A 20,514-nucleotide genomic window follows, 5' to 3' on the forward strand; every position below is an offset into this window, starting at 1 on the left:
CTAACTCAACAACTCACTTTTCGGTGTCAACGACTTTCGGGGTAACGTCCCGACTTCCGCGCCCGATCCCCCACCTATCATGAGAATCAGCCGTACTCCGATCCATGAAGGAAGCCATGACCGACTCCTCACGTCCGCTGCGCAAGCTTGGTTTCCTCACCATCGGATTGTTCGATCCGGCGGACCCTGCCTCGGGTCACGAATCAACGTTGCAGGTCATCGAATTGGGCGAGCGACTCGGATTCGACAGCGCCTGGCTTCGACACCGCCATCTGCAGTTCGGCATCTCCTCCCCCATTGCGATCATGGCTGCGGCCAGCCAGCGCACGTCCCGGATCGAGCTGGGCACCGCTGTGACCCCCATGGGCTGGGAAAACCCCTTGCGCCTGGCCGAGGACCTTGCCACCGTGGATCTGCTCTCCGGCGGACGGATCAATCCGGGCCTGAGTGTGGGTGAACCGATGCACTACGACACGGTGAAACACGAACTTTATCCCGATTCCGCCGAGCTGGAGGACTTCAGCTACGCACGGGTAGATCGGCTTGCCCGTTTGGTTGCAGGAGAACCGGTTCGGGAATTTTCCGGCAAGCAGGGCGTTGTGGAAGAATTCTCCAATCGTGTTGAGCCGCACTCTTCGGGGCTGAGTGAACGTCTTTGGTATGGGGCGGCAAGCAAGAAATCGGCCATCTGGGCCGGAGAAAATGGATTCAATCTGCTCACCAGTAGTGTGGTCTTCCCCGAAGAGCATCAAGAACCGGTGTTTGCCCAAATCCAGCAATCACAAATCCGCGCCTACCGTGCAGCAGCCGAGGCATCAGCTCAGACGCGCGGGCCAGCCCGGGTCTCCCAAGGGCTGGTGGTGATCCCGACGGATTCAGCCTCGGTAAAACAGCGGGAAAAGTACCAGCGGTACGTCGACGAGCGCACTCCCCGCACCAAAGCGCCGCAGGGGCCAAAACGGATGCTGTTTGCCCCGGATCTCATCGGCACCAGCGAACAGATCGCGGAGCAGTTGTACGCACACGCGGGATTCCAGGAGGTGGATGAAGTGGCGTTCGCGCTGCCCTTCAGCTTCGACCATGAAGACTACGTGCAGATCCTCACCGACATTTCCATAAAATTGGGCCCGGCCCTGGGCTGGACCCCTTCTAAGGGCTAGACCCTTACGGGACCCCAGCGCCTTCGCCTGCCTTCCGTGAGTGCGCAGCTGATGTGACTTCCAGCGCCGGAAGTCGCATCAGCTGCGCACTCACTGCATCATTCGGCTGCGCGACGCCCTGATGTAGGAGTTGCGTCGCATCACACACCAGATGCAGCCGATTTTGACGATGACCAGTAAACTATAGTGTCCATAGGACAGTATTATTGAGTCATGAACACCAAGACATTCCCGCACCTGATGGCCGCCGGACGCATCGGCCCCATGCAAACACCCAACCGCATTGTCCTCCCGGCGATGGACATGAACGTCTCCGAGCACGGCGAGATCGAACAGACCGAGATCGACCACTACGTGGCTCGCGCCGCCGGAGGAGCCGGCCTCATCATCACCGGCGCCTGCGCCATTGCCTTCCCCTTTGGCGCGGCCTCGATGAAGGAGCCGGGCCTCTCGGATGACAAGTTCATCCCGGGCCTGAAAGCGCTGGCTGACGCTGTCCACGCAGCTGGCAGCAAGCTGTGTATTCAGTCCACACATCACGGCAAGGTTGCCCGCGTTGACGTCGCCAACGATCGCCCGGTCCTTGCACCCAACAAGCCTGACTACAGCTACAACATGTCGGCACTGGCAGATAGCACCGCGGATGAACTGCGTCGGATGGGTGCAGCCACCGCCGGGAAGCAGGCAACGTACAAGGAAATGACCGACGATGATATTTCCGGGCTCATCTCCGACTGGGCCGACGCCGCCGAACGCATCGCCAAGGCTGACTGCGACGCTATCGAAATCCATGTGGCGCACGGCTACATCCTCGGAGTGTTCCTGAACCAGCGGGATAACAAGCGCACTGACGAGTACGGCGGCCCGCTGGCCAACCGGGCCCGTCTTGCATGCGAGGTCATCAAGGCCGTCAAGGAGAGGGTCGGCGACAAGCTGGCCATCCTCGTTCGAGTTTCCGGCGAGGAGTACGGGCAAGAAGGTGGCCTGACGCCACCGGAAGCGATTGAGGCCTCGCAACTGTTCGAGCAGGCTGGCGCGGACGCAATCCACGTGACCGGATGGGGGCGGAACCCCTTCGATAATTTCACCGATGGCCCCTTGCCCAGCAAGGTTGGCGCCTACCTGAAGAACGCTGCCGAGATCAAAAAACACCTCACGATCCCGGTCATCGCCGTGGGCCGGATGCTGCCGGAGATCTCCGAAAAGGCCATTGCGGCCGGCCAGGTCGACTTTGCCGCCATGGGACGCCAGCTGCTGGCCGACCCGGACTTGCCGAACAAGCTGCGCGACGGCAAGTTCGACCAGGTCCGCCCCTGCATTAACTGCTACCTGTGCGTTGCCGAGAACTTCTTCGACGACACCCCCTTCTGTGCAGTTAACCCTGCACTTGGAAACGAGGCGCTGCTGCCGCTCAAGCCCGCCTCGGCGAGCAAGCATGTGGTGGTGGTGGGGGCCGGCCCTGCAGGCCTGGAGAGCGCCCGTGTCCTTACCGAGCGCGGACATCGCGTCACCGTGCTCGATAAGTCAGATCGCCTTGGTGGCACGATGTGGTTCTCCACGATGACCACCCCTGACAACGAACGCCTGCTGCGCTGGTTCAAGGCCGAGATCAAGCGCCTGCGCATCGCGGTCAAGCTCAACACACCGGCCACCGTCGAGACGATCCGGGCGCTGAACGCCGATCATGTGATCGTGGCGACCGGCGCTGTCCGCCCCAAGCCGGACTTCCCCGGCGGCGACTTGCCGAACGTACAGACAGGCGACACGCTGCGTGCCATGATGCTCGGGACCGCGACGGCACAGGAGGCTGGTTTCGTCCTCAGCAACCTTGGCAAAATGGGACGCCTCTCTGGCCTGACCAAGAGCCCCGAGTTCGTGCGTCAGTTCACCAAGTACTGGCTGCCCATGGGTAAAAACGTGGTGGTCATTGGCGGCTCGCTCGTTGGCTTGGAGCTTGCCGAATTCCTCGCCGAGCGTGGCCGCAATGTCACTCTCCTGCATGAGAAGCAGCAGCTGGGCTTGCCCTTGGCCATGCCGCGGCGCTGGACTGCTGTGAAGGATTCCCTTGACCACGGCGTGAAAATTCACCGTAACGTCACGATAGACCGCATCACGCCCAAGACTGTCGAGTGGACCGAGGGCGAGGAATCCTTCAGTGCCCCGGCGGCCATGGTGGTCTACGCGGATGGCACGACGGCGGCCGCTCCCCTAGCGGACAAGCTGCAGGACGCCGGAATCAGTTTTGACGTGGTTGGCGATGCCGGCGCCGTCAACTATATTCACGGCGCCATCCACTCCTCGTGGGAAGTTGTCACCGAACTGTAGCCAGATAAAGCTCGACGGCGGCACCCAAGGTGGGTGCCGCCGTCGAGCTTTATTCAGTTGAGCCGGGTGAGATTAGGCTTCCGCGTGGTGGCGCTTGGGCAGCAGCTTTTGGACAAGCAACATGACGCCGACGGCGATCAGGCCAATCAGCAGTCCGGCCAACGCGGACACCAAGGTGTCGCCGAACCAGGTCACAACGGCGCCGAGCGGCTCCAAGGCATGCTCAACTTTGTGCAGCAGGTCTATGGGCCAGTGCCAGCCCACCTCGCCCACGTTGAGGATGGCCAAGTGACCGCCCACCCAGAGCATGGCCACGGCGCCAATGATGCTGATGACGCGGAACACGGCTGGCATGGAACGCACAATTCCGGCGCCTATCCTGCGCGTGCCGCTGTTCTCGCTGGCCTCCATCTTGATGCCGACGTCGTCGAGCTTCACCAGCAGCGCAACCGCACCATAGACCAGCCCCGTCATCACCAACGCAATCACCACGAGGGCACCGAGCCGCATCCAGAAGCCCATCTCCGGGTCAAGATTGGACAGCGAGATGAGCATGATCTCGGTGGAAAGAATCAGGTCCGTGCGCACCGCACCAGCAATGAGCGCCTTCTCATCGCGTGCCCCCTCTTCCTTGTGGGCATGAACGTGACCAAACCATTCGGTCACCTTTTCGGCACCCTCGTAGCAGAGGTAAACACCGCCGATAATCAGCAGGTACGGCAGCACCCACGGCGCAAAGGCCGTCAGCAGCAGGGCCAATGGAATGATGAAAACGAATTTGTTGATGAGCGAGCCGCGGGCTATCTTGGCCACAACCGGCAGTTCGCGGGCGGGCGTCAGGCCGGCAACATACTGCGGGGTGACGGCGGCGTCATCAATCACCACGCCAGCCGATTTAGCAGACGCCTTCAAAGCGGCGGTCAGAATGTCGTCAACGATGGCGAGCAAGCCAACAGACATGGTGCACTCCTTGGGTCTTGCGGTTGGTGTAGTCATGACGCCTGAGAGCAGAAATGCATTGATTCTCTGACACTCCGGAGAAAAAGCCGGGCAGAGAACATCTTAGACCGAACCAGCGAATCCGGACGGTATTTTTGCGCCCGCCGTTGCGCCCGGGGCACTTGCCACTACAGAACTCTCGGCCTTGCGGACGCCGGTAAGCTTCTCGAAGACATCAACGGCGTCGACGACGAAAGAGGAATTCGTGAAGATCACGATTATTGGCGGCTCGAAAGGCACCGGAGCTCAGCTGGCTTCCCTTGCCCTTCAGGCAGGGCATTCGGTCACAGTCCTCTCCCGGAGCGGCAACGCGCCGGCCGGGACTCGGGCGATCACCGGCAATGCGACGGATCCTGTAGCAGCCGCCGAAGCCGTGGCCGGAGCCGACGTCGTAGTTGTCACCGTAGGTGGGGCTAAGGGCGTCAACCATCAACGTGCTGCTGTCACACGGACAATCATTGCGGCCATGCAGGCGGCAGGCGTGCGCAGGCTCGTTGTGCAATCCTCACTGGGGGCAGGTGATTCGGCGTCGGCGCTACCGGCTCCTATTCGGCTGATTACTCAGCTCGTGCTCGGACGGGCCTTGGCTGACCACAACGAGCAGGAGTTGGCCGTCACCACCTCTGGTCTTGACTGGACAGTGGTCCGACCAGCCGGCCTCACCAACAAGGTCCCCAGCGGCACCTGGACTGCGCTCGGGGCAACCGGAGAAGGGAAGCCCTACGGTTCGATTCCACGTGGTGACCTCGCGGCATGCATGCTCGAAATTCTGGATAATGATTCCACTCACGGCAGTGCGCTCAGCCTGAGCAGCCGATGAGTTCGCACTGGTTAGCCTAAGAGGCTAATGATCCGACCCACAGAAGAAGCCGCAGAGGTGGGCTCTGCGGCTTCTTTGCAATTGGACCTCTTACAGCTCTGGTTTGTCCAGAAAACTGGGCCTGGCCTGTACGTGTAGATCAGGGTAGACAGCCTTGTGGGCTGCAAGATCCCTGATGTTCTTCTGCACCGCAACGACGGCGAACAAGCTCATGGCGAAACCGATGCCGTAGAAACCCTTCTCGCTCAACAGCAACTCTGCATTCCAGAGACCTATCGCCAGCAACAACAGTGACGCCAGCAGCGCAAACCAGGCGATCCCGAGGTAAATGGATGTCACGGGGATTTCCTCGGACTTATCGCGGACCGCTTTCTGGAGGGACACCGCCGCAAAAAGCCCGAATAGAAACACAGTGAGATAGAAACCCTTCTCATTCAGCTCCATCTTCGCGTTCCAGAGGCCTATGAAGTAGACCCCCATTCCTAACCCCAAAGCAATCCAGGAAGCCCCTACAAAAGCACCTGTCGGTTTTCCTAGCTGATTCGTCGCACTCATGATTCCTACCCTTCAAGTTAATTACTCCATCGAATGTTGTATCTAGTATCAGCATAGGTGATTTCTCGTCCCATGGCCGGATCAGCTCAGTCTCAAAAACCATTTAAACGCTAGAAGCCCGGCATCGTTATAGATGCCGGGCTTCTCTTGTGTCTAGAAGCTACCTTGATGCTCTCAGTACTCGGAGTGGCTCCAAGGAGACACTTTAGGCATTCAAACGAACCATCACGCGATCCTGAACCACGTCGAGGAACAGCTCAGACGCAACACAAACCGCCAACCGAAAATAGGGCCAGTAGGGCAATTTGAAAACAGGGCCATAGGTTGTGTTTTTCTATTGCGCCTTGGTGTCGGTGGTTTGGTGTTTTCGTAGTCGGTAGCTGTCGCCTTTGAGGCTGATGATGGGCTCAACTGCCGCACGGTCGTCATTCACGCGCGGTCCTTCCGATTCCACAGCTGATGCGTCAGCCCGCTGGACGTGCTGATGGATTCGACGCTGAACCGGCCTTCCAAGTCAGCCAAGTGATCCCAGATCCGAACACCGGAGCCGAGCACGATCGGAACGATCACCACATGCAGGAAGTCGATGAGATCAGCCTGCAGGAATTCGTTCACTGTCGACGGCCCGCCTCCGATCCGAACGTCCAAACCGCCGGCCGCTTCCTGCGCCAGACGAAGCGCTTTCTCGGGAGACGCATCTACGAAGTGGAAGCTGGTGCCGTTTGCGAACTCGAGTGACTTGCGAGGATAGTGAGTCAGAATGAAGACCGGAGTGAGGAAGGGCGGTGCGTCTCCCCACCATCCTTTCCAGCCGTCGTCGGGCCATTCGCCCGACTGCGGACCGAATTTTCGGCGGCCCATGATCTCCGCCCCTATGCCTTGGCCCCACATGCTGAACATGGCCCGATCCACTGTCACAGAGTCGTCCATGCCATGGATGCCGTGGATGACGCGTCCGTCGAACTTACCGAAGAGCGCCCCGGCATCACCGATCGGCTTTTCGAGCGTCACGTAATCACCAGCGGCATATCCGTCTAAAGAAACGAACAGGCTGTGTACCCTCGTCCGAGCCATGACATCTCCCTGAGTAATTGTTTTCTGGAAACGCTTGAACCCTAGCCCAGAGTGATTTTGAACTGCAATCATTTTGGAGGTCAGGTGGCCGGAAAACTGCCTCGCCGGGATCGGTTCGGCGACCCGCGGGCATGACCGCACGGTTAAGTTCGCGGCACTGCCCGACGACTTCGGGGCAGGGCTGCACTGGCGGGGCCTGCAATAATAAATAATTGAGACGGCGGCGCCTACGCTGGGACCGTCGCGCCAAGCAGTCGCCTAAAGCACAACCGCGAAGATGGGAATTGAACTATTGGACGAGAGCCAAGACAGCACTCCCATGAGGAATCCACCATGGCACAAGCAGCCTTTCAAAGCGTTCATCAGTTCGGTTTCGCACCATGCCCCCAGGATGGAGAAGAGCACAAAACTGTTGTTCGTGGCCGCGATCATGCTACCGCTGGGCCTGTACTTGATCCTCAACGGCCTTCCCGACACGTCGAGCAGTCGCGCACGGATCATCGTCAATGGGACGCCTACGATGGTTGGCGGGCTGGCTCTCATCTACGGCTGTGTCGGGGTGTTGACTGCGTGGTCGGGCATGGCACGCAAAGGCAGCGATGCGATCGATCTGAAGATCGCATCGAGCGGAATCACCGTGAGGGGTGGTCACAAGATCCCCTGGAAATCCATTTCCCGCGTCACCAGCATCCAGTATGACAACACTGCCAAAATCCAGCTCTTGTGGGACCGAGCTGATCTGAATCGCGCTTTCGAGGTCCACTTCAACGGGCCCATGGACATTCCTCGGCTCAGGACGAAAGACGGTGTTCCTTACCTGAAGGTCAACGTGGTCCGTTATCCCGCCGTCGACTACACACTCCTCCACGAAGCGTTCATCGCCGAGTTCGAGCGCCGAGGCATTCCGATCGACGAGAAGCGGAAAACGAAAGAGACGTAGCCACGTCTTTGTTCGGCCGTCGCTGACGATCTCGTGACCGGCAGCTGATACCAGGAAAGCGAGAAATTTACTCCTTGAAGAACGCAAGATCGGGCAAATACGCCATCAGAGACTTCGTCAGTTCGAGTCCGCACTACTGGCCCATGCTGGACAGGAGCTTCAAAAACCTCTTCTTCGGCTTTCTCATGTTCTTTCCGGGCCTGTACTTGGCGACCATTGACCTTCCCGGCACGCCGAGTTATCTTGCACAGATCAGGGTCGGCGGTCTGCCGATGGCAGTTGGCGGAATCTGCGTCATCTTCGGCTGCATCGGGTTCGCGACTGGCGTGATGGGGACATTCCGTAAGCGAGAGAACGCCATTGACCTGAAGATTTCTGCAAAAGGGCTCACTGTGAGGGGAGGCCACGAGATCCCCTGGGATTCCATTTCCCATGTCACCAGCATCCAGTATCACAACCATGCCGCAATCCAGGCCATTTGGGATCGGGCTGATCTGAATTCCGCTTTCGTAGTCCATCTCAAGGAGCCCTTGGGCATTCCGAGACTCAAAACGAAGGCCGGCATACCGCAGCTGAAGATCAAACTGTTTCGTTATCCTGCCCTCGACTACAAGCCCCTATACGACTGGGTTGGCACCGAGTTCGAACGCAGGCACATTCCGGTCGACATGAAATGGAAAACGAAAGAGACGTAGTCGACGTCTTCGAACGAGCCGAACTCGAGGTGACCGCGCGCGAACGCGTGATGAGATCAAGGGGCTACACCTGTACCGGCTTGCTCTGATTGTCCATCAAGTTGGTGACACTCGGCTTCTGGGCTGGGTTCGTCGACGGCGGGTGGCTAGGCTAGGTGGATGGCAACAGTTATTCTCGTGCGGCACGGCCGCACCACAGCCAATGCCACTGGACTGCTGGCCGGTCGGGCTGTCGGCGTCAGCCTGGACCAGATCGGGCGGGACCAAGCGGCTCTGACCGGAGACCGACTCGCGCCCGTGCCCTTAGTCGGAGTGGTGTCGAGCCCCCTTGAGCGCTGTCAGCAGACCGCCCAGTTCATCCTCGATCGCCAGACTGGCGCGCCGTACGCGCCCGTTGACCTCGATCTCACCGAATGCGATTACGGCCAGTGGCAGGGCCGCATGCTCAGTGAGCTCACCACCGAGGATCTGTGGCCGGTTGTCCAGTCGCAACCGTCCGCCGTCGTCTTTCCCGGAGGTGAATCCATGGCAGCGATGCAGGCTCGGTCAGTGGCAGCAATTCGCCGCCACGATGCAGCCTTCGAAGCCGAGTACGGGCCAGGGGCCGTATGGGTGGCGGTGAGTCACGGTGACATCATCAAGTCAATCCTCGCCGACGCGCTCGGCATGCACCTTGACCTGTTCCAGCGAATCAACGTGGGCCCCGCCTCCGTATCGATCGTGCGCTACGGCCCCAGTCGGCCGAGCGTCTATGCGACGAACACCGACGCGGGTGATCTATCGTGGCTGTCGAACCACATCCACTCTGGCGATGCGCCGGTGGGCGGCGGTGCAGGGACAAAGGCGCCATGAAGATCATGCGCCTAGAATATTGACATGCCTACACTTGTTCACGAGTTTTCCTGGCCTGATCGGGTCGTCGTTGGCACCATCGGCCTTCCGGGGGCACGCACGTTCTACCTGCAGGTGCGCGCAGGGAAGCAGATCGTTAGTATTGCCCTGGAGAAGCAGCAGTCGGCTCTGCTCGCCGAGAATATCGACGATATTCTCGATCAGCTCCTCACCGTCGAAAGCAACCCCTTCAGCATTCCCACGGGTACTCCCATTGAACTTGTCGACAATGACCCGCTCGAGGCCGTCCAAGAGCAGTTTCGCGCCGGGGCCATGAGCTTGGGGTGGGACCCAACCACGGCCCAGATCGTCATTGAGGCGTACCCCATCCCCGATTCCGATGATGACGATGATGACAACGACGAATCGTCTGATGAGGACGGCGCTATCGAGTCCGAAATGTTGCTGGTGCGAATCCCGGTCGGCACCGCCCGCGCATTCGCCAAGCGCACCCGCGAGATCGTGGGTGCTGGGCGTCCCCTGTGCCCGCTCTGCGGTTATCCCGTGGACGCTGACGGACACATCTGCACCCTTCCCGAGCTCTGATGCCAACGCCGGACCTAGAGACCGCCGAGCTAACGCTCACCGGCCGCATCACGACGGCGTCAAACGCCACATTTCTTGGCAGCATCGGCGACGTGGTGGTCGTCTACAAGCCGATAGCCGGCGAAAGTCCGCTGTGGGATTTTCCCCAGGGAACGCTGGCCCACCGGGAGGTGGCCGCCTATCTGGTTTCGCAGGCCCTCGGCTGGGGCGTCGTGCCCCCCACCTGGCTGCGCGATGGTCCGATGGGCGAAGGAATGGTGCAGCTCTGGCAGGAGCAGGATCCCGCCCAAGACGCCGTGAACCTGATCGCGGCCGACCACGTGCCGGAGACGGGTTGGAAACAAGTTCTCCAGGGACAAGATGAGAACGGACGGATGGTCGCTCTCGTTCACGAAGACTCGCCTGCACTCAGACGCATGGCGGTGTTCGACGTCATCGTCAACAACGCCGACCGCAAAGGCGACCACATCCTTGCCATGGCTGACGGACACCGGCACGGTGTGGACCACGGGCTCACCTTTCACCGTGACCACAAGCTGCGCACGGTGCTGTGGGGCTGGTTGGGAGAGGACCTAACTTCCGAGGAACTGGACGGCATAGATCGTGTCAGCGAAGGACTGCATGGTGAGCTGGGCCGAAACCTGGCGGACTTGCTCAGCGCCGAAGAAATCGCATCGCTCGCCGCGCGCTGCGCCCGGTTGCGCTTGGCAGGGCAGTTTCCGGCTCCGAGCGGTGAAATGTCGGCGGTGCCCTGGCCGCTGTTCTAAGGAATTACGGCTACTGGCTTCGCAGTCTGCGTCACGTTGAGTCGTCCTCGGCGGACGACATCATTTCCATTTGGTACCCCGTAGAAAAAGCACATGGCCGCCAAGAACAAGTGTTTTCGGCGGCCATCCCAAAAGATTGCATGAATGTCAGGACCTAGACGTTGAAGCGGACCTCCACCGAGTTCCGGTACGTAGCAACCTCACGCGCCATGCCGTTTTTTGCTGTTCCGGTCAGCGCTTGGCCGCGGACACCCGACGGATCAGTCGTGCAGCCCCCTGGCATACCAGGGCGGCGGGCAGGAGCAACGTGACGCCGTTAACAGTATCCCGGAACCGCAGTCCGCAGCCGTCCCGCTGGAGTTCTCGACGGGCCATGAGTGCCCCGGGAAGCATGATCGGCAAAGCCGTCGCAACACCGGCCGTGTAACCACGCTGCGCAACTGAAGCGCCGAGGTGAGTCACGACGTGGGCTTCCAGCCCGGCAACGACTGCCCTATACGTCGCCGACTTACCGGCAGAGTGCACGCCGCGGCCTCAAGCCACCGCCACCAGAATTCCCATCAGCCCCACGGCGATCCACGATTGCTTCGGCGTGATCCTGAGTTGTTCTACACCAGTGCGATCCACGAGACGATCGCAGGATGCAGGAAACGCGAATGCCTCCTCAATGTCGTGGATTATCCACGCCGCAAAAAGTGCAGTCGGCCCCTTCCAACTCATAACTCGTCCTTCGCCTCGCGCATCCAAACCGGTTGAATCTACTGGCCCACGTCCACCCGCATCAATTCACAGCCTACAGAGTGCTTTAGGCCATGCAATCGAGAGGTTGAACCGGAGCTCCACTAGACGTAGAACCTAAATTCAACCACGTTCCGATGGTCAAGGAATATTAGTCAACGCCAGGAGGAGGCCAGGAGTCCGGTCGCCCACCGACGCTCGCCGAGTACGGGCACTCGTCGTAGTGGTTCGTCCAGTCGCACGCATGGGGACCTGCGCGGTGGTGCCACCCGCCGAATCGACCAAGCTCTTCAGACCAGTCCTCGCATCGGAATACCTCAGGTGAACGGTCTGTGCTGTCAGGGACCGATGGACCATCATCTCACTCTGGGCATGCGAAACCTCAACGCTCTTCCGGAGGTCTCAAGTAGCCATCACAACCCGCACAGGTCGACTTGGCCTCGCGGGTATCGTTCACGCTCCAGTCGGTGGATCGCGGCGGGGGCTGCGGACAGATCGGCGTCGGGGCGTCCCCGTTTCAGCGGGGTAGTACATTCATTTGTACGGGCCGCCACACTGATACTCCCGAATGACCCGCCTAGACCTTTCCTGACGCGTCGCGCACGAAGGACTACTCCGAACAGAAAACACGCAGGCGCACCCCACACTGCTGCGACGCACTCCAAGCGCTAGTGAGGAGCGCGTGACATTGCAGTGCGGAGGCGCGCGGATTAGGTTTTTGCAGCTCGGCTGTCAACGCCGCCTTCGACATGCTCCGCCCTAGCACGAGCCACACCTCGCGAGTCGCCGCATGAGATTGAATCACGCTGTCGGTAGCGGCCCAGTAATCAGCACCACTGGCGAGGGCATCGCCTCGACGGAGTCTCGAGGCAGGACCGTACTTGCCGGTACTCCATTCGGACCCCCAGTAGCCGGTATCTGGCGCGTCTTCATTGCCAATCGTCATGTAGCGAAGACTCTTCATCGCCTGTGAAACAACATCGTGCAGCGCGGAAGCTGAGACCTTGGAGCGCTTCCCTCCCGATTTTCCCTTCGCGTGGGCAAAAATTGCTTTGCGGGAGTCAAACCCAACGAAATCTGCAATCTCTGCGCCCATGTCAGTGCAAAGAATCGTCGCATCGTCGTTCAATTCCGCCGGCAGAAGGACCGATTCGAGGATTCCAAACACTGTGTCCGCTGGCCACGGTCGCCGCCCGTCTGTATGCCCCTTCTCCTGCACAGCGAGGTCAAGCGCGGGCACGGGCGTCAGAACGGAGAGCAAACCACGTTGAGCGCCACGGCTACGGATCTTTGGGTTCCAAAAACTCCGATTGGAGTATACGAGTCCGTCTGCTGTGGCGACTCGTAGCAGCTGCTTGCGGTTTATGTAACCCCAGAAGTCAAGATCAGGTGCCTCAACGGCTCGATACGGGATCTGCGAGCGAGACTTGACGATGTAGCGCTTCGTCGACTCGTCCCAACGGATCTTGGCTTTGACCCGCTGACCATTGACTGTCACCTTGAACTGGCCATCTGCGACCCTGCCTCCTGACCATTCAACATCAAGCGGGGCCGCACCATCGTCCTCAGGTCGAAAGCTATCGCCGGCAACATCCAATAGCACGTGAGCCGCGATGGGCGTTTCGGTCGGGACTACGGGAAGCGAGTATCGGTCGAGGGCCGCGGAGGGTATCACGGTCGCTCTGAGCGAACTCTTAATGTCCCCATACCAGGCATATAGCTCAGCGAATGTACCCTGACCGCCCCGGCGATCACTTACTCGACCGTTTTTGACTCCGGTATAGCGCTGCACCAGCTTGCCGTCTACGCGCATGTGGCCGTACGCCGTAGCGAACCCAAAGGTCGAATCCCCTACCTCCGCAGCGATTTCGGCTAAATCGCGGGCACTTAACGAACGTGAACGCACAGCCCAATCACTGAGGTCATTGTTCGTCAATGAAATAGATGTCACGGTCGCACTCTCGTGCATGAGAGCCGCAAGCTTTATCGCGTCAACGGGAAACGTATCCTCTCGCAGGCTCTCAACGATGCCGTCAGGTGACGAATACAGGAGCAAATCATCATCCCAGTGCAACACTGCGTAGCCAAGCTCCGTCTCGACAAATGCGCCATCTCGAAGGATCGGCGAGTTGCGCACTGTGATGTATAGAAAGACCCGGACATCTTCGACAGGACTGAACTGCGCAATGACATTCCGATCGACCGCCCTGAGATCTCGTTCGACATCGAGAAGCGCCTCCCCGAGATCGAACCCGACGGGTACTCGCCTTACGTTTGCACTGTAGGAGAATCGGATCTTGGTCCAAGCGTCGTCAGCGTCGAACTTGAATTTTTCTCTGAACAGGCGGTCCCAGTAGAACAAATCAGGCTGGCCTTGGAGCAGGGAACCGAGATCCACCGGATCTGTTGCCACCGCGCGCGCGCCGAGGTTTTGATCAAAGCGCAGATACCGGTCCCAGGTAGTGGCAATCTGATCATCGACCGAGAGAACGTGCGCGGTATCGCCAGCCTGACGCTGAGGATTGCGAAGAATGCGCCCGATCTGCTGAACCCGCGCTCGGTCATTTCCAAAGTCACCATAGATCGCAAGCACACGGATCTTTGGGTCGTCGAAGCCCTCGGTAAGCTTATGTTGGTGAACGTAGAAATCGACATCCGGCCGACGAGCGGGCGCGGGCAGTCTTCGACGTAGATACCCTGACGAATCATTCTGATCGAATGCCTCGTGGACGGCGATGAGGCGCTTGTCGCACTCGTTTAAGACTCCCGCGATGGCCACGACATCGGCGCGAGTTGCGCATCGGATAAGGACTCGCTCCCCTGCCGCTAACAGGCCCTGCTGATCCAGCACGTCAAGGAGTTCGGCAACATATGCACCCGGACTCGATTGTCGCGCCAAAGTGTGAAACACAGGCGTTCGAAGCACGGCGTCTTCTTGCGCTTGACTGTGCGAGTACCGATACTTCGAGGACTCGTCCAGTTTGAACATTCGATTGTCGTTGCGAAATGGCGTCGCGGTGAAGAGGCAGATTGGTAGCCCCATCGCTCGGATTGCCTGCGACCAGCTTGGCGCTGGCTCATAGTGACATTCATCCACGATGACCCCGCCAAACTCGACGAATCTTCTCGCCATGCCCTCAATCCCGACGTCCTCCTGGTTGAGGATCTCGAGCGCCATCGCAAATGTCGCGACGAACACGGTGGGCTGGGTTGCTGGCTTTGAGACCTCTTCAAGAAAGGACTTCGCGCTTCTGACGATCTTGACGCCTCCAAGATTCATGGGCCTAGGAAGTCCGAGGTTCAGCCAGACACGCTCGTCGATGTCCTCAGCAATCTGTTGCGCGAGGCCCAACCATGGCGTCACCACCATCATGTGTTTCAAGCGTCTGGCCGTAGGAACATTGGCAAGAATCTGAGCAATTACTGCAGACTTGCCTGTCCCCGTCGGCATCGTGATGAGCGCCGCGCCGTCTCCGGAGTTCCAGCCGCGCAAGTATCTCCGCAGCACAACGACGGCTTTCCTCTGGTGATCCCACAAGGGCATAAGTCGACCTCTCCACTACGCTGTTGCAGGCTGTGACGTTAATGCTCGGCGTGCGTCCCTACTTGCACCCCGCCCACGTGTCCATGTTGACATAACCCACGGGACGCAGGAACGCACTCCAACCTCACCGGGCAATTGGACGACTTCGTCGACGCGTGAGCAGACGGCCGTAATGCCCCTTAGCATCCACGTAGCCTGCAAAACCTCTGGCCCTCGCGCTCGAAGAAGAGCACACTAGGTAGCTAGGGGGTCACAACGGCCGACGTTAAACGGGACTCGACCGATCGCCACTTTCTTAGAACTTGCAGGCCAGAGGTTTCTTCCGCGTTGAACCCATATTCCATCGAGTTCCGGTACGTAGCAACCTCTAACACGATCCGTGCGATTGAAAATGCCCGAAACTGGCAGACTAGGGGGCTGGCACAAGTTCACTTAGATAACGTATGCACGCGCCCTGTCCATCATCACGAACAAAAAAGACGGGGAGTGCCCGGATGCGAGACACTCCCCTGTCCGAATCTGGCTAGCTGCGCTTCTTCAAGTCATTCCAGTGAACAACATGAATAGCCATATCAAGGGAAGCCTCTGCATTACCGGCTGCGTGGCGGGAAGGATCGTCAACTACGACAGCCGAGGCGCTATAGCGCGTGGCGTGCCTTGAGTCGCCCATGTCTATTACAGATATACGGACTTCCTCATTGGTCTCGTCCAGGTACCCGCCAAAAGTGCGCACCTCGTGAACTTCAAATAATTTGCCTGCTTCTTCAAGTTGGATAATGATTTCTGATACGTCGTCGCTCATGTCGCTCCCCTAGCTGGAATGTGCAGTAAATCACATGCTACCTGCAGGGTGCCACAAAGAGGACTTCGGACCATTCGATTCATAAAGATGACCCAGTGAGACCAAGGGTTAGCTCTGTCTGAACCTATCCTGAGCACGGGCTCGTACCCATCCTTCGCCGAAAAGGCTCACGTTGAGGGCAGAATTGCACCACTTGTGAGCAGTCCTCAGGTTGTCCAGATCATCGCCTCCTCCATCGACAACACGAATAATGTGATCCAGAGTTGGATACTGGTCCGCAGTCGTGCCGACATCGGGATCGGTTAGCAAATCGCAGATCAGACAGATGAAGTCATCCCGTTCGAGCACAGCCTGGCGGTGCTTGCCGTGGGTAGTTGGACGGCGCTGCGCCATCGAATGGGGAATCGATTTGGTGATGCCCTTTCGCACCTTGCACTCCACGCATAGACAATCGTCGTCGCGTCCTACTTCTTCGAGATACTGTGCCCGGCACGTCTGGTGCTCTGCCGGGAAATCACCCAACGGCGTACCTGACTCATTGCGGCCCAGGCCAATCTTGTACTCAAATGGAACCTCAGCCTTGCAATATCTACATCTCCCGAGCCGCGCGAGTCTGAAGGTGAAATTACAGCTAGAACAGCAGAAGATTCTGGCTCTTTGATGAGACTCAAATGTAACCGCGCAACCCTTGCAGACCACTTGTGCCCTGTACACAGCTCCCCTTTGTCAGTATTTGAATACAATAAGTGAATCTCAAACAGCTTCGTTCATGACTACTCCAGGGCGAACAAGACCCGAGATTCAGGGGTTTGATGTCCTTATGACCGCCATAATCCATTAAGACTAGCGGAGGCCTACAACGGGCTCGGTAGACGGCGTGTTGTTATGCGTTGCAGCTGGTTCGCTGCCCATATCAACTAAATCTTGGGCAGACCCAAGTGCTTCCTCATCCGAAGGGATCTCATGGAACGAATCACGCATGGAGATCGGCCACATTCTCGGAGTGCGCGGGTGCTTTCCGTTCTTCCATTGCCTCCGCAATGCGCGGGATGGTGGACTTGACGCTGTCCGCAATTACCTTCGTCGACGTTGCGATCATCTCCAGTCGACCGGGGACTGAAGATGATGACACAGCATTTCCCTCCAACAGGGCTACCCGCACATTGAGATTGTAGAAATCGCTCAGCTCCACGCCGTCCAGTCCGGTGTAGGTGAAGGTTACCTTAACCTCGTTAGGGAGGCCGCGGACATTGCGTGAAGACGGGTCATCGAGGCTGAAATCTGAAAGCCACCAAGAGTTGCCGAGTTGCTGTCCGGGAGCGAGGGTGGGGATGGCCTTGTCGTATCTCTCGTGCAGCACCCATGCGTGGGAGCCCTTTGCACCCTCGGGTATCGGCGGTTCGAAGACTACCTGTATATCCCGGGCAGGAGTCGCCCCCATGTTTTTGACAATCAATCGAATGGTGTCTGAACTGAATTCGGACGGTCCAAACTCGGCGACCAGGACCGGTTGGGCTCTGGCGCGGTTGTCGTTGGTTGTCCGGCGAATGCCCCATCCGGCGAATATTGCCGCGCTTACTGCTGCTACTGCTCCGACGCTCGCGCCGACGGAGTTGATAATGTCCAGGGTTCCCATTTCTCAAGTCTGCACTACGGCACAGACATTAGCGGCCCGTCCCTGAGAGACGCTGTCTACGGCTAACTCAAAATCCTCGACCGCAGCTGAAATCTATGCCTTCACGATTTCCATCGCTCACAGCACGCATCGTCCTTAACTTGAGAGGCAGGGCATGTTCCGAGACGAAACTCCACCACGTTCCGTTGCTAAATAATCTCCTGGCGGCTGGAACCGGTCAGGTGCCAGCCGCTCCGTCAACAATCGACCTAGGCGGCTTTCGACAGGGCAGTCGGGAGCGTGGGCAGAGTGGGGCCTCTCGGAGCAGGCTCACTGCGGTGGCTTCTTTGCCAATTACTTGCCTAGGCTGGCCATCTGACTCTGCAGAAATCCGAGGCTTGCTTCGATAAGTTCGATGAGATCCTTCGCCGTAGCCCTCGAATAGTCGAGTTTGCTAACAGCTTCGAATCGCTGAGTTTCGTCTCCTACAAATCCCGGATTGTTTTGCAGCCGGCCACCTATGACTCCGTCAGGGTTGCCTGTGGTCTTGAACCCACGATCTATGACCGGGCCCCATGCACTGTCATTTGCTGGTTTACGACCTGGACTAATCTTCAACAAGAGGTCTCCGAGTTGAGGATGTTTCCCATCCAGGTATGCGTGCAAGGCGTCAATCCTGATCGAGCTTTCCATAGCTTTCGCCATCACCCACACTTCGGCGCGGGCTTCACGCGTTTCGGGTAGAGAGTAATCGATACCTAAACGGATTTCACCGGCCTGCATGCCCTCGTGCCATCTCACTTCGGCGATAAGACAGCGGTTCAGATCGTCCTGGATAGGGCCCAAGCTTGGACAATCGCCAAGCCGCCAGACCCACTGGTAACACCAGCCCACGTGACCAAGCCACGCTGCTCGAGTTCGGCAGCGATACGACGGGTAATCACCACGGCGAGAAACTTTAGGCTGATCGATATGAGGGGACGCCCGTCCTCCCTGGGAGAGAACACTGCGTCGATCGCGGCATCCCACTCATGCATGACCGTCGCCGCGGCTCTAGCCAGCGTTGATGCCTCCTCGCTCTGCGAGTCGACCCAAGCTTCAAAGACGTCGTGCAAGGCCAGGAATTCCCATCTCTCAGCCGAACGCACGAGCGTCCCGTCTGATTGAAGACCGGCCAATATCAGGCGGCCATCCGTTGACTTTTCATAACGATCCTGTTGGTCCGCCGAGAATCGATGGCCAACCTTAACCTCGATTGCCACTTCCTGCTGGCTTTTGCTGCCCAACACGAGATCGACAGTTCCTTTTACCTTTCGGCCGGTGCTCAGCTTCGCCAACAACCGCTCTCTGACCGCGGTCTCAGGAACGAAACCCACCAACGATTCCCAGGGATTGGGATCCAAGTCCGTCAAATGCTGTAAGAGGTCAGACACATGAACCTCACGAGCCAAGATTCGCTGGATTCCTCTAAGCTGGCCAGAAACTGCCATAAACATGCTCCCAATTCGGATTCAGACCCAACGCATCGACGCTGTCCCATAAAGTTGTTCAGGCAAATCTAGGCCACAACCGACGTTTATCCGTTCAGGCAAAAAGACAGGTCTTCAACGGCGAAATCACCGCAGGAATATTATCGATATGGCGCTTACATAGCTCTGGGTGTAAATACGACGAGCATCGAAAGCTGTAGCAGCTATCGTCGTGAGAGCATCGGACGGTCCGCAGAATCCCGCTGTATAGATCGAACCGGCTCCCGAACTAAATCGTGGCTTGTGTTGACCGTTCCTTTTCGAAGACCCAAGGGCTGGTGACGATACAGCCCTCGGTCCACCCACAAGAAATGCCGCCCTAGAACGTTTTCACGGAGGGCGGCATTTCCACTGAATTAGGCGAAGAATTTAGACATTAAATCTAAATTCCACCACGTCGCCGTCGTGCATGACGTATTCCTTGCCTTCAATGCGAACCTTGCCCTTGGCCTTGGCCTCGTGCATGGAACCGGCCTCAATCAGGTCCTCGAAGTGGACAACCTCAGCCTTGATGAAGCCGCGCTGGAAGTCGGTGTGGATGACGCCGGCAGCCTGCGGGGCGGTATCGCCCTGGTGGATGGTCCAGGCGCGGGTTTCCTTGGGGCCTGCCGTGAGGTAAGTCTGCAGGCCGAGGGTGTGGAAACCAACGCGGGCCAGCTGGTCCATGCCTGACTCTGACTGGCCACTCATCTCCAGCATTTCGCGGGCTTCCTCCTCGTCGAGTTCAACGAGGTCAGCTTCCAGCTTGGCATCCAGGAAGATGGCGTCGGCCGGGGCCACCAGCGCGCGCAGTTCTTCCTGGCGTTCCGGGTTGCCCAGCACTGCGTCATCAACGTTGAACACGTAGATGAAAGGCTTGGCCGTGAGCAGCGCCAATTCCTTCAGGTGTTCCATCTCCAGCTTGTCGCTCTTGACGGAGGAGAAAATGGTGTCGCCGCGTTCCAGAACCTTCTGGGCCGCCAGGATGGCACTCAGTTCAGCCGCTTCGCGCTGCTTGAGCTTGACAGCCTTTTCGATGCGCGGGATGGCCTTTTCAACCGTCTGCATGTCGGCCAGGATCAGCTCGGTGTTGATGGTCTCCATGTCGGAGCTGGGATCAACCTTGCCGTCAACGTGGATAACATCCGGGTCATCAAAGACGCGGATGACCTGGGCGATGGCCTCAGCCTCGCGGATATTGGCGAGGAACTTGTTGCCCAAGCCTTCACCTTCCGAGGCACCCTTGACGATGCCGGCAATGTCCACGAAGGACACCACTGCGGGCAGGATGCGCTGGGATCCGAAGATCTCGGCGAGCTTTGCCAAGCGGGGATCGGGCAGGCTGACGATGCCAACGTTGGGCTCGATCGTGGCGAACGGGTAGTTCGCTGCGAGCACGTTGTTGCGTGTCAGTGCGTTGAAAAGGGTTGATTTGCCGACGTTGGGCAGTCCGACGATGCCAATAGTAAGAGCCACGGTAAGTGATTCTACCGGTCGGGCTGGATTTATGCTTGCGTGTGCGAAATCGGGGCGGA

The 20,514-nt window shown here is 58.6% G+C and carries 20 protein-coding genes; 8 read left to right on the forward strand and 12 right to left on the reverse strand.

Annotated features, from left to right (window positions below; genetic code table 11):
* Nucleotides 1-116: 116 nt before the first annotated feature.
* Together CVS28_RS17965 and CVS28_RS17970 are read left to right on the forward strand one after the other, a co-directional pair.
* Nucleotides 117-1,160 carry an LLM class flavin-dependent oxidoreductase gene (locus CVS28_RS17965; RefSeq protein ID WP_103482367.1) on the forward strand — a complete coding sequence of 348 codons (1,044 nt, stop codon included), beginning with the start codon at nucleotides 117-119 and terminating at the stop codon, nucleotides 1,158-1,160.
* Nucleotides 1,161-1,373: 213 nt separating this feature from the next.
* Complete coding sequence (locus CVS28_RS17970) at nucleotides 1,374-3,485, forward strand: FAD-dependent oxidoreductase (protein ID WP_207797256.1); 2,112 nt, start codon at nucleotides 1,374-1,376, stop codon at nucleotides 3,483-3,485.
* Nucleotides 3,486-3,557: 72 nt separating this feature from the next.
* Here CVS28_RS17970 and CVS28_RS17975 read toward each other — a convergent pair whose 3' ends face one another.
* On the reverse strand, nucleotides 3,558-4,445 hold the full coding sequence (locus CVS28_RS17975) for a DUF808 domain-containing protein (protein ID WP_103482368.1): 888 nt from the start codon (nucleotides 4,443-4,445) through the stop codon (nucleotides 3,558-3,560).
* 244 nt (nucleotides 4,446-4,689) lie between these two features.
* On the opposite strand from CVS28_RS17975, the gene CVS28_RS17980 reads away from it, so the two are divergent.
* Complete coding sequence (locus CVS28_RS17980; protein ID WP_165788200.1) at nucleotides 4,690-5,304, forward strand: NAD(P)-dependent oxidoreductase; 615 nt, start codon at nucleotides 4,690-4,692, stop codon at nucleotides 5,302-5,304.
* 90 nt (nucleotides 5,305-5,394) lie between these two features.
* On the opposite strand, the gene yiaA is transcribed toward CVS28_RS17980, so the two are convergent.
* Both yiaA and CVS28_RS17990 read right to left on the reverse strand, forming a co-directional pair.
* Nucleotides 5,395-5,859 (reverse strand): inner membrane protein YiaA, encoded by a 465-nt coding sequence (gene yiaA, locus CVS28_RS17985; RefSeq protein WP_103482370.1) that lies wholly within the window; start codon nucleotides 5,857-5,859, stop codon nucleotides 5,395-5,397.
* A gap of 429 nt (nucleotides 5,860-6,288) precedes the next feature.
* Nucleotides 6,289-6,933, reverse strand: coding sequence for a dihydrofolate reductase family protein (locus CVS28_RS17990; protein ID WP_103482408.1), 645 nt, complete (start codon nucleotides 6,931-6,933; stop codon nucleotides 6,289-6,291).
* A 391-nt stretch (nucleotides 6,934-7,324) separates the two neighbouring features.
* On the opposite strand from CVS28_RS17990, the gene CVS28_RS17995 reads away from it, so the two are divergent.
* The 5 genes from CVS28_RS17995 to CVS28_RS18015 all read left to right on the forward strand — a co-directional run bounded on the left by CVS28_RS17995 (nucleotide 7,325) and on the right by CVS28_RS18015 (nucleotide 10,772).
* Nucleotides 7,325-7,873, forward strand: a complete 549-nt coding sequence (locus CVS28_RS17995) for a hypothetical protein (protein ID WP_133159193.1) — start codon at nucleotides 7,325-7,327, stop codon at nucleotides 7,871-7,873.
* Nucleotides 7,874-7,947: 74 nt separating this feature from the next.
* Complete coding sequence (locus CVS28_RS18000; RefSeq protein WP_103467182.1) at nucleotides 7,948-8,568, forward strand: hypothetical protein; 621 nt, start codon at nucleotides 7,948-7,950, stop codon at nucleotides 8,566-8,568.
* A gap of 159 nt (nucleotides 8,569-8,727) precedes the next feature.
* Nucleotides 8,728-9,420, forward strand: coding sequence for a histidine phosphatase family protein (locus CVS28_RS18005; protein ID WP_103482372.1), 693 nt, complete (start codon nucleotides 8,728-8,730; stop codon nucleotides 9,418-9,420).
* 24 nt (nucleotides 9,421-9,444) lie between these two features.
* Entirely contained in the window at nucleotides 9,445-10,005 is a 561-nt protein-coding gene (locus CVS28_RS18010; protein ID WP_103482373.1) for a DUF3090 domain-containing protein, read from the forward strand.
* On the forward strand, nucleotides 10,005-10,772 hold the full coding sequence (locus CVS28_RS18015; RefSeq protein ID WP_103482374.1) for an SCO1664 family protein: 768 nt from the start codon (nucleotides 10,005-10,007) through the stop codon (nucleotides 10,770-10,772). The genes CVS28_RS18010 and CVS28_RS18015 overlap by 1 nt, the downstream gene beginning before the upstream one ends.
* Nucleotides 10,773-11,003: 231 nt before the next feature.
* Here CVS28_RS18015 and CVS28_RS18020 read toward each other — a convergent pair whose 3' ends face one another.
* The 9 genes from CVS28_RS18020 to ychF all read right to left on the reverse strand — a co-directional run bounded on the left by CVS28_RS18020 (nucleotide 11,004) and on the right by ychF (nucleotide 20,455).
* Nucleotides 11,004-11,297, reverse strand: a complete 294-nt coding sequence (locus CVS28_RS18020) for an HXXEE domain-containing protein (protein WP_103482375.1) — start codon at nucleotides 11,295-11,297, stop codon at nucleotides 11,004-11,006.
* A gap of 9 nt (nucleotides 11,298-11,306) precedes the next feature.
* On the reverse strand, nucleotides 11,307-11,492 hold the full coding sequence (locus CVS28_RS18025) for a hypothetical protein (RefSeq protein WP_103482376.1): 186 nt from the start codon (nucleotides 11,490-11,492) through the stop codon (nucleotides 11,307-11,309).
* Nucleotides 11,493-12,120: 628 nt separating this feature from the next.
* Nucleotides 12,121-15,054: a DEAD/DEAH box helicase gene (locus tag CVS28_RS18030; RefSeq protein WP_103482377.1), complete on the reverse strand. Its 2,934-nt coding sequence runs from the start codon at nucleotides 15,052-15,054 to the stop codon at nucleotides 12,121-12,123.
* Nucleotides 15,055-15,577: 523 nt separating this feature from the next.
* The gene (locus CVS28_RS18035) at nucleotides 15,578-15,856 is read right to left on the reverse strand and encodes a hypothetical protein (protein WP_103482378.1); all 279 of its coding nucleotides are present in this window, start codon (nucleotides 15,854-15,856) and stop codon (nucleotides 15,578-15,580) included.
* Nucleotides 15,857-15,964: 108 nt separating this feature from the next.
* Nucleotides 15,965-16,285 carry an HNH endonuclease gene (locus tag CVS28_RS18040; protein WP_133159194.1) on the reverse strand — a complete coding sequence of 107 codons (321 nt, stop codon included), beginning with the start codon at nucleotides 16,283-16,285 and terminating at the stop codon, nucleotides 15,965-15,967.
* A 544-nt stretch (nucleotides 16,286-16,829) separates the two neighbouring features.
* Nucleotides 16,830-17,492 (reverse strand): hypothetical protein, encoded by a 663-nt coding sequence (locus CVS28_RS18045; protein ID WP_103482380.1) that lies wholly within the window; start codon nucleotides 17,490-17,492, stop codon nucleotides 16,830-16,832.
* Between the two features lie 333 nt (nucleotides 17,493-17,825).
* Entirely contained in the window at nucleotides 17,826-18,317 is a 492-nt protein-coding gene (locus CVS28_RS18050; RefSeq protein ID WP_133159195.1) for a hypothetical protein, read from the reverse strand.
* Nucleotides 18,293-18,967, reverse strand: a complete 675-nt coding sequence (locus CVS28_RS18055; RefSeq protein WP_103482382.1) for a hypothetical protein — start codon at nucleotides 18,965-18,967, stop codon at nucleotides 18,293-18,295. The genes CVS28_RS18050 and CVS28_RS18055 overlap by 25 nt, the downstream gene beginning before the upstream one ends.
* Before the next feature lie 402 nt (nucleotides 18,968-19,369).
* A complete protein-coding gene (gene ychF / locus CVS28_RS18060; RefSeq protein WP_103467189.1) occupies nucleotides 19,370-20,455 on the reverse strand; it encodes a redox-regulated ATPase YchF in 1,086 nt (361 codons plus the stop codon).
* Nucleotides 20,456-20,514 lie beyond the last annotated feature (59 nt).

The organism is Arthrobacter glacialis (genome assembly GCF_002909415.1).
Lineage (GTDB): Bacteria > Actinomycetota > Actinomycetes > Actinomycetales > Micrococcaceae > Specibacter > Specibacter glacialis.

What these genes read in the sequence shown, in the direction of transcription:
- CVS28_RS17975 (WP_103482368.1), bottom strand. Translation starts at nt 4,445, where the DNA reads ATGTCTGTTGGCTTGCTCGCCATCGTTGACGACATTCTGACCGCCGCT.
- CVS28_RS18005 (WP_103482372.1), top strand. Translation starts at nt 8,728, where the DNA reads ATGGCAACAGTTATTCTCGTGCGGCACGGCCGCACCACAGCCAATGCC.
- CVS28_RS18030 (WP_103482377.1), bottom strand. Translation starts at nt 15,054, where the DNA reads ATGCCCTTGTGGGATCACCAGAGGAAAGCCGTCGTTGTGCTGCGGAGA.
- CVS28_RS18035 (WP_103482378.1), bottom strand. Translation starts at nt 15,856, where the DNA reads ATGAGCGACGACGTATCAGAAATCATTATCCAACTTGAAGAAGCAGGC.
- CVS28_RS17970 (WP_207797256.1), top strand. Translation starts at nt 1,374, where the DNA reads ATGAACACCAAGACATTCCCGCACCTGATGGCCGCCGGACGCATCGGC.
- CVS28_RS17990 (WP_103482408.1), bottom strand. Translation starts at nt 6,933, where the DNA reads ATGGCTCGGACGAGGGTACACAGCCTGTTCGTTTCTTTAGACGGATAT.
- CVS28_RS18045 (WP_103482380.1), bottom strand. Translation starts at nt 17,492, where the DNA reads ATGGGAACCCTGGACATTATCAACTCCGTCGGCGCGAGCGTCGGAGCA.
- CVS28_RS17995 (WP_133159193.1), top strand. Translation starts at nt 7,325, where the DNA reads ATGGAGAAGAGCACAAAACTGTTGTTCGTGGCCGCGATCATGCTACCG.
- CVS28_RS18010 (WP_103482373.1), top strand. Translation starts at nt 9,445, where the DNA reads ATGCCTACACTTGTTCACGAGTTTTCCTGGCCTGATCGGGTCGTCGTT.
- CVS28_RS18055 (WP_103482382.1), bottom strand. Translation starts at nt 18,967, where the DNA reads ATGTTTATGGCAGTTTCTGGCCAGCTTAGAGGAATCCAGCGAATCTTG.
- CVS28_RS18015 (WP_103482374.1), top strand. Translation starts at nt 10,005, where the DNA reads ATGCCAACGCCGGACCTAGAGACCGCCGAGCTAACGCTCACCGGCCGC.
- CVS28_RS18025 (WP_103482376.1), bottom strand. Translation starts at nt 11,492, where the DNA reads ATGAGTTGGAAGGGGCCGACTGCACTTTTTGCGGCGTGGATAATCCAC.
- yiaA (WP_103482370.1), bottom strand. Translation starts at nt 5,859, where the DNA reads ATGAGTGCGACGAATCAGCTAGGAAAACCGACAGGTGCTTTTGTAGGG.
- CVS28_RS17965 (WP_103482367.1), top strand. Translation starts at nt 117, where the DNA reads ATGACCGACTCCTCACGTCCGCTGCGCAAGCTTGGTTTCCTCACCATC.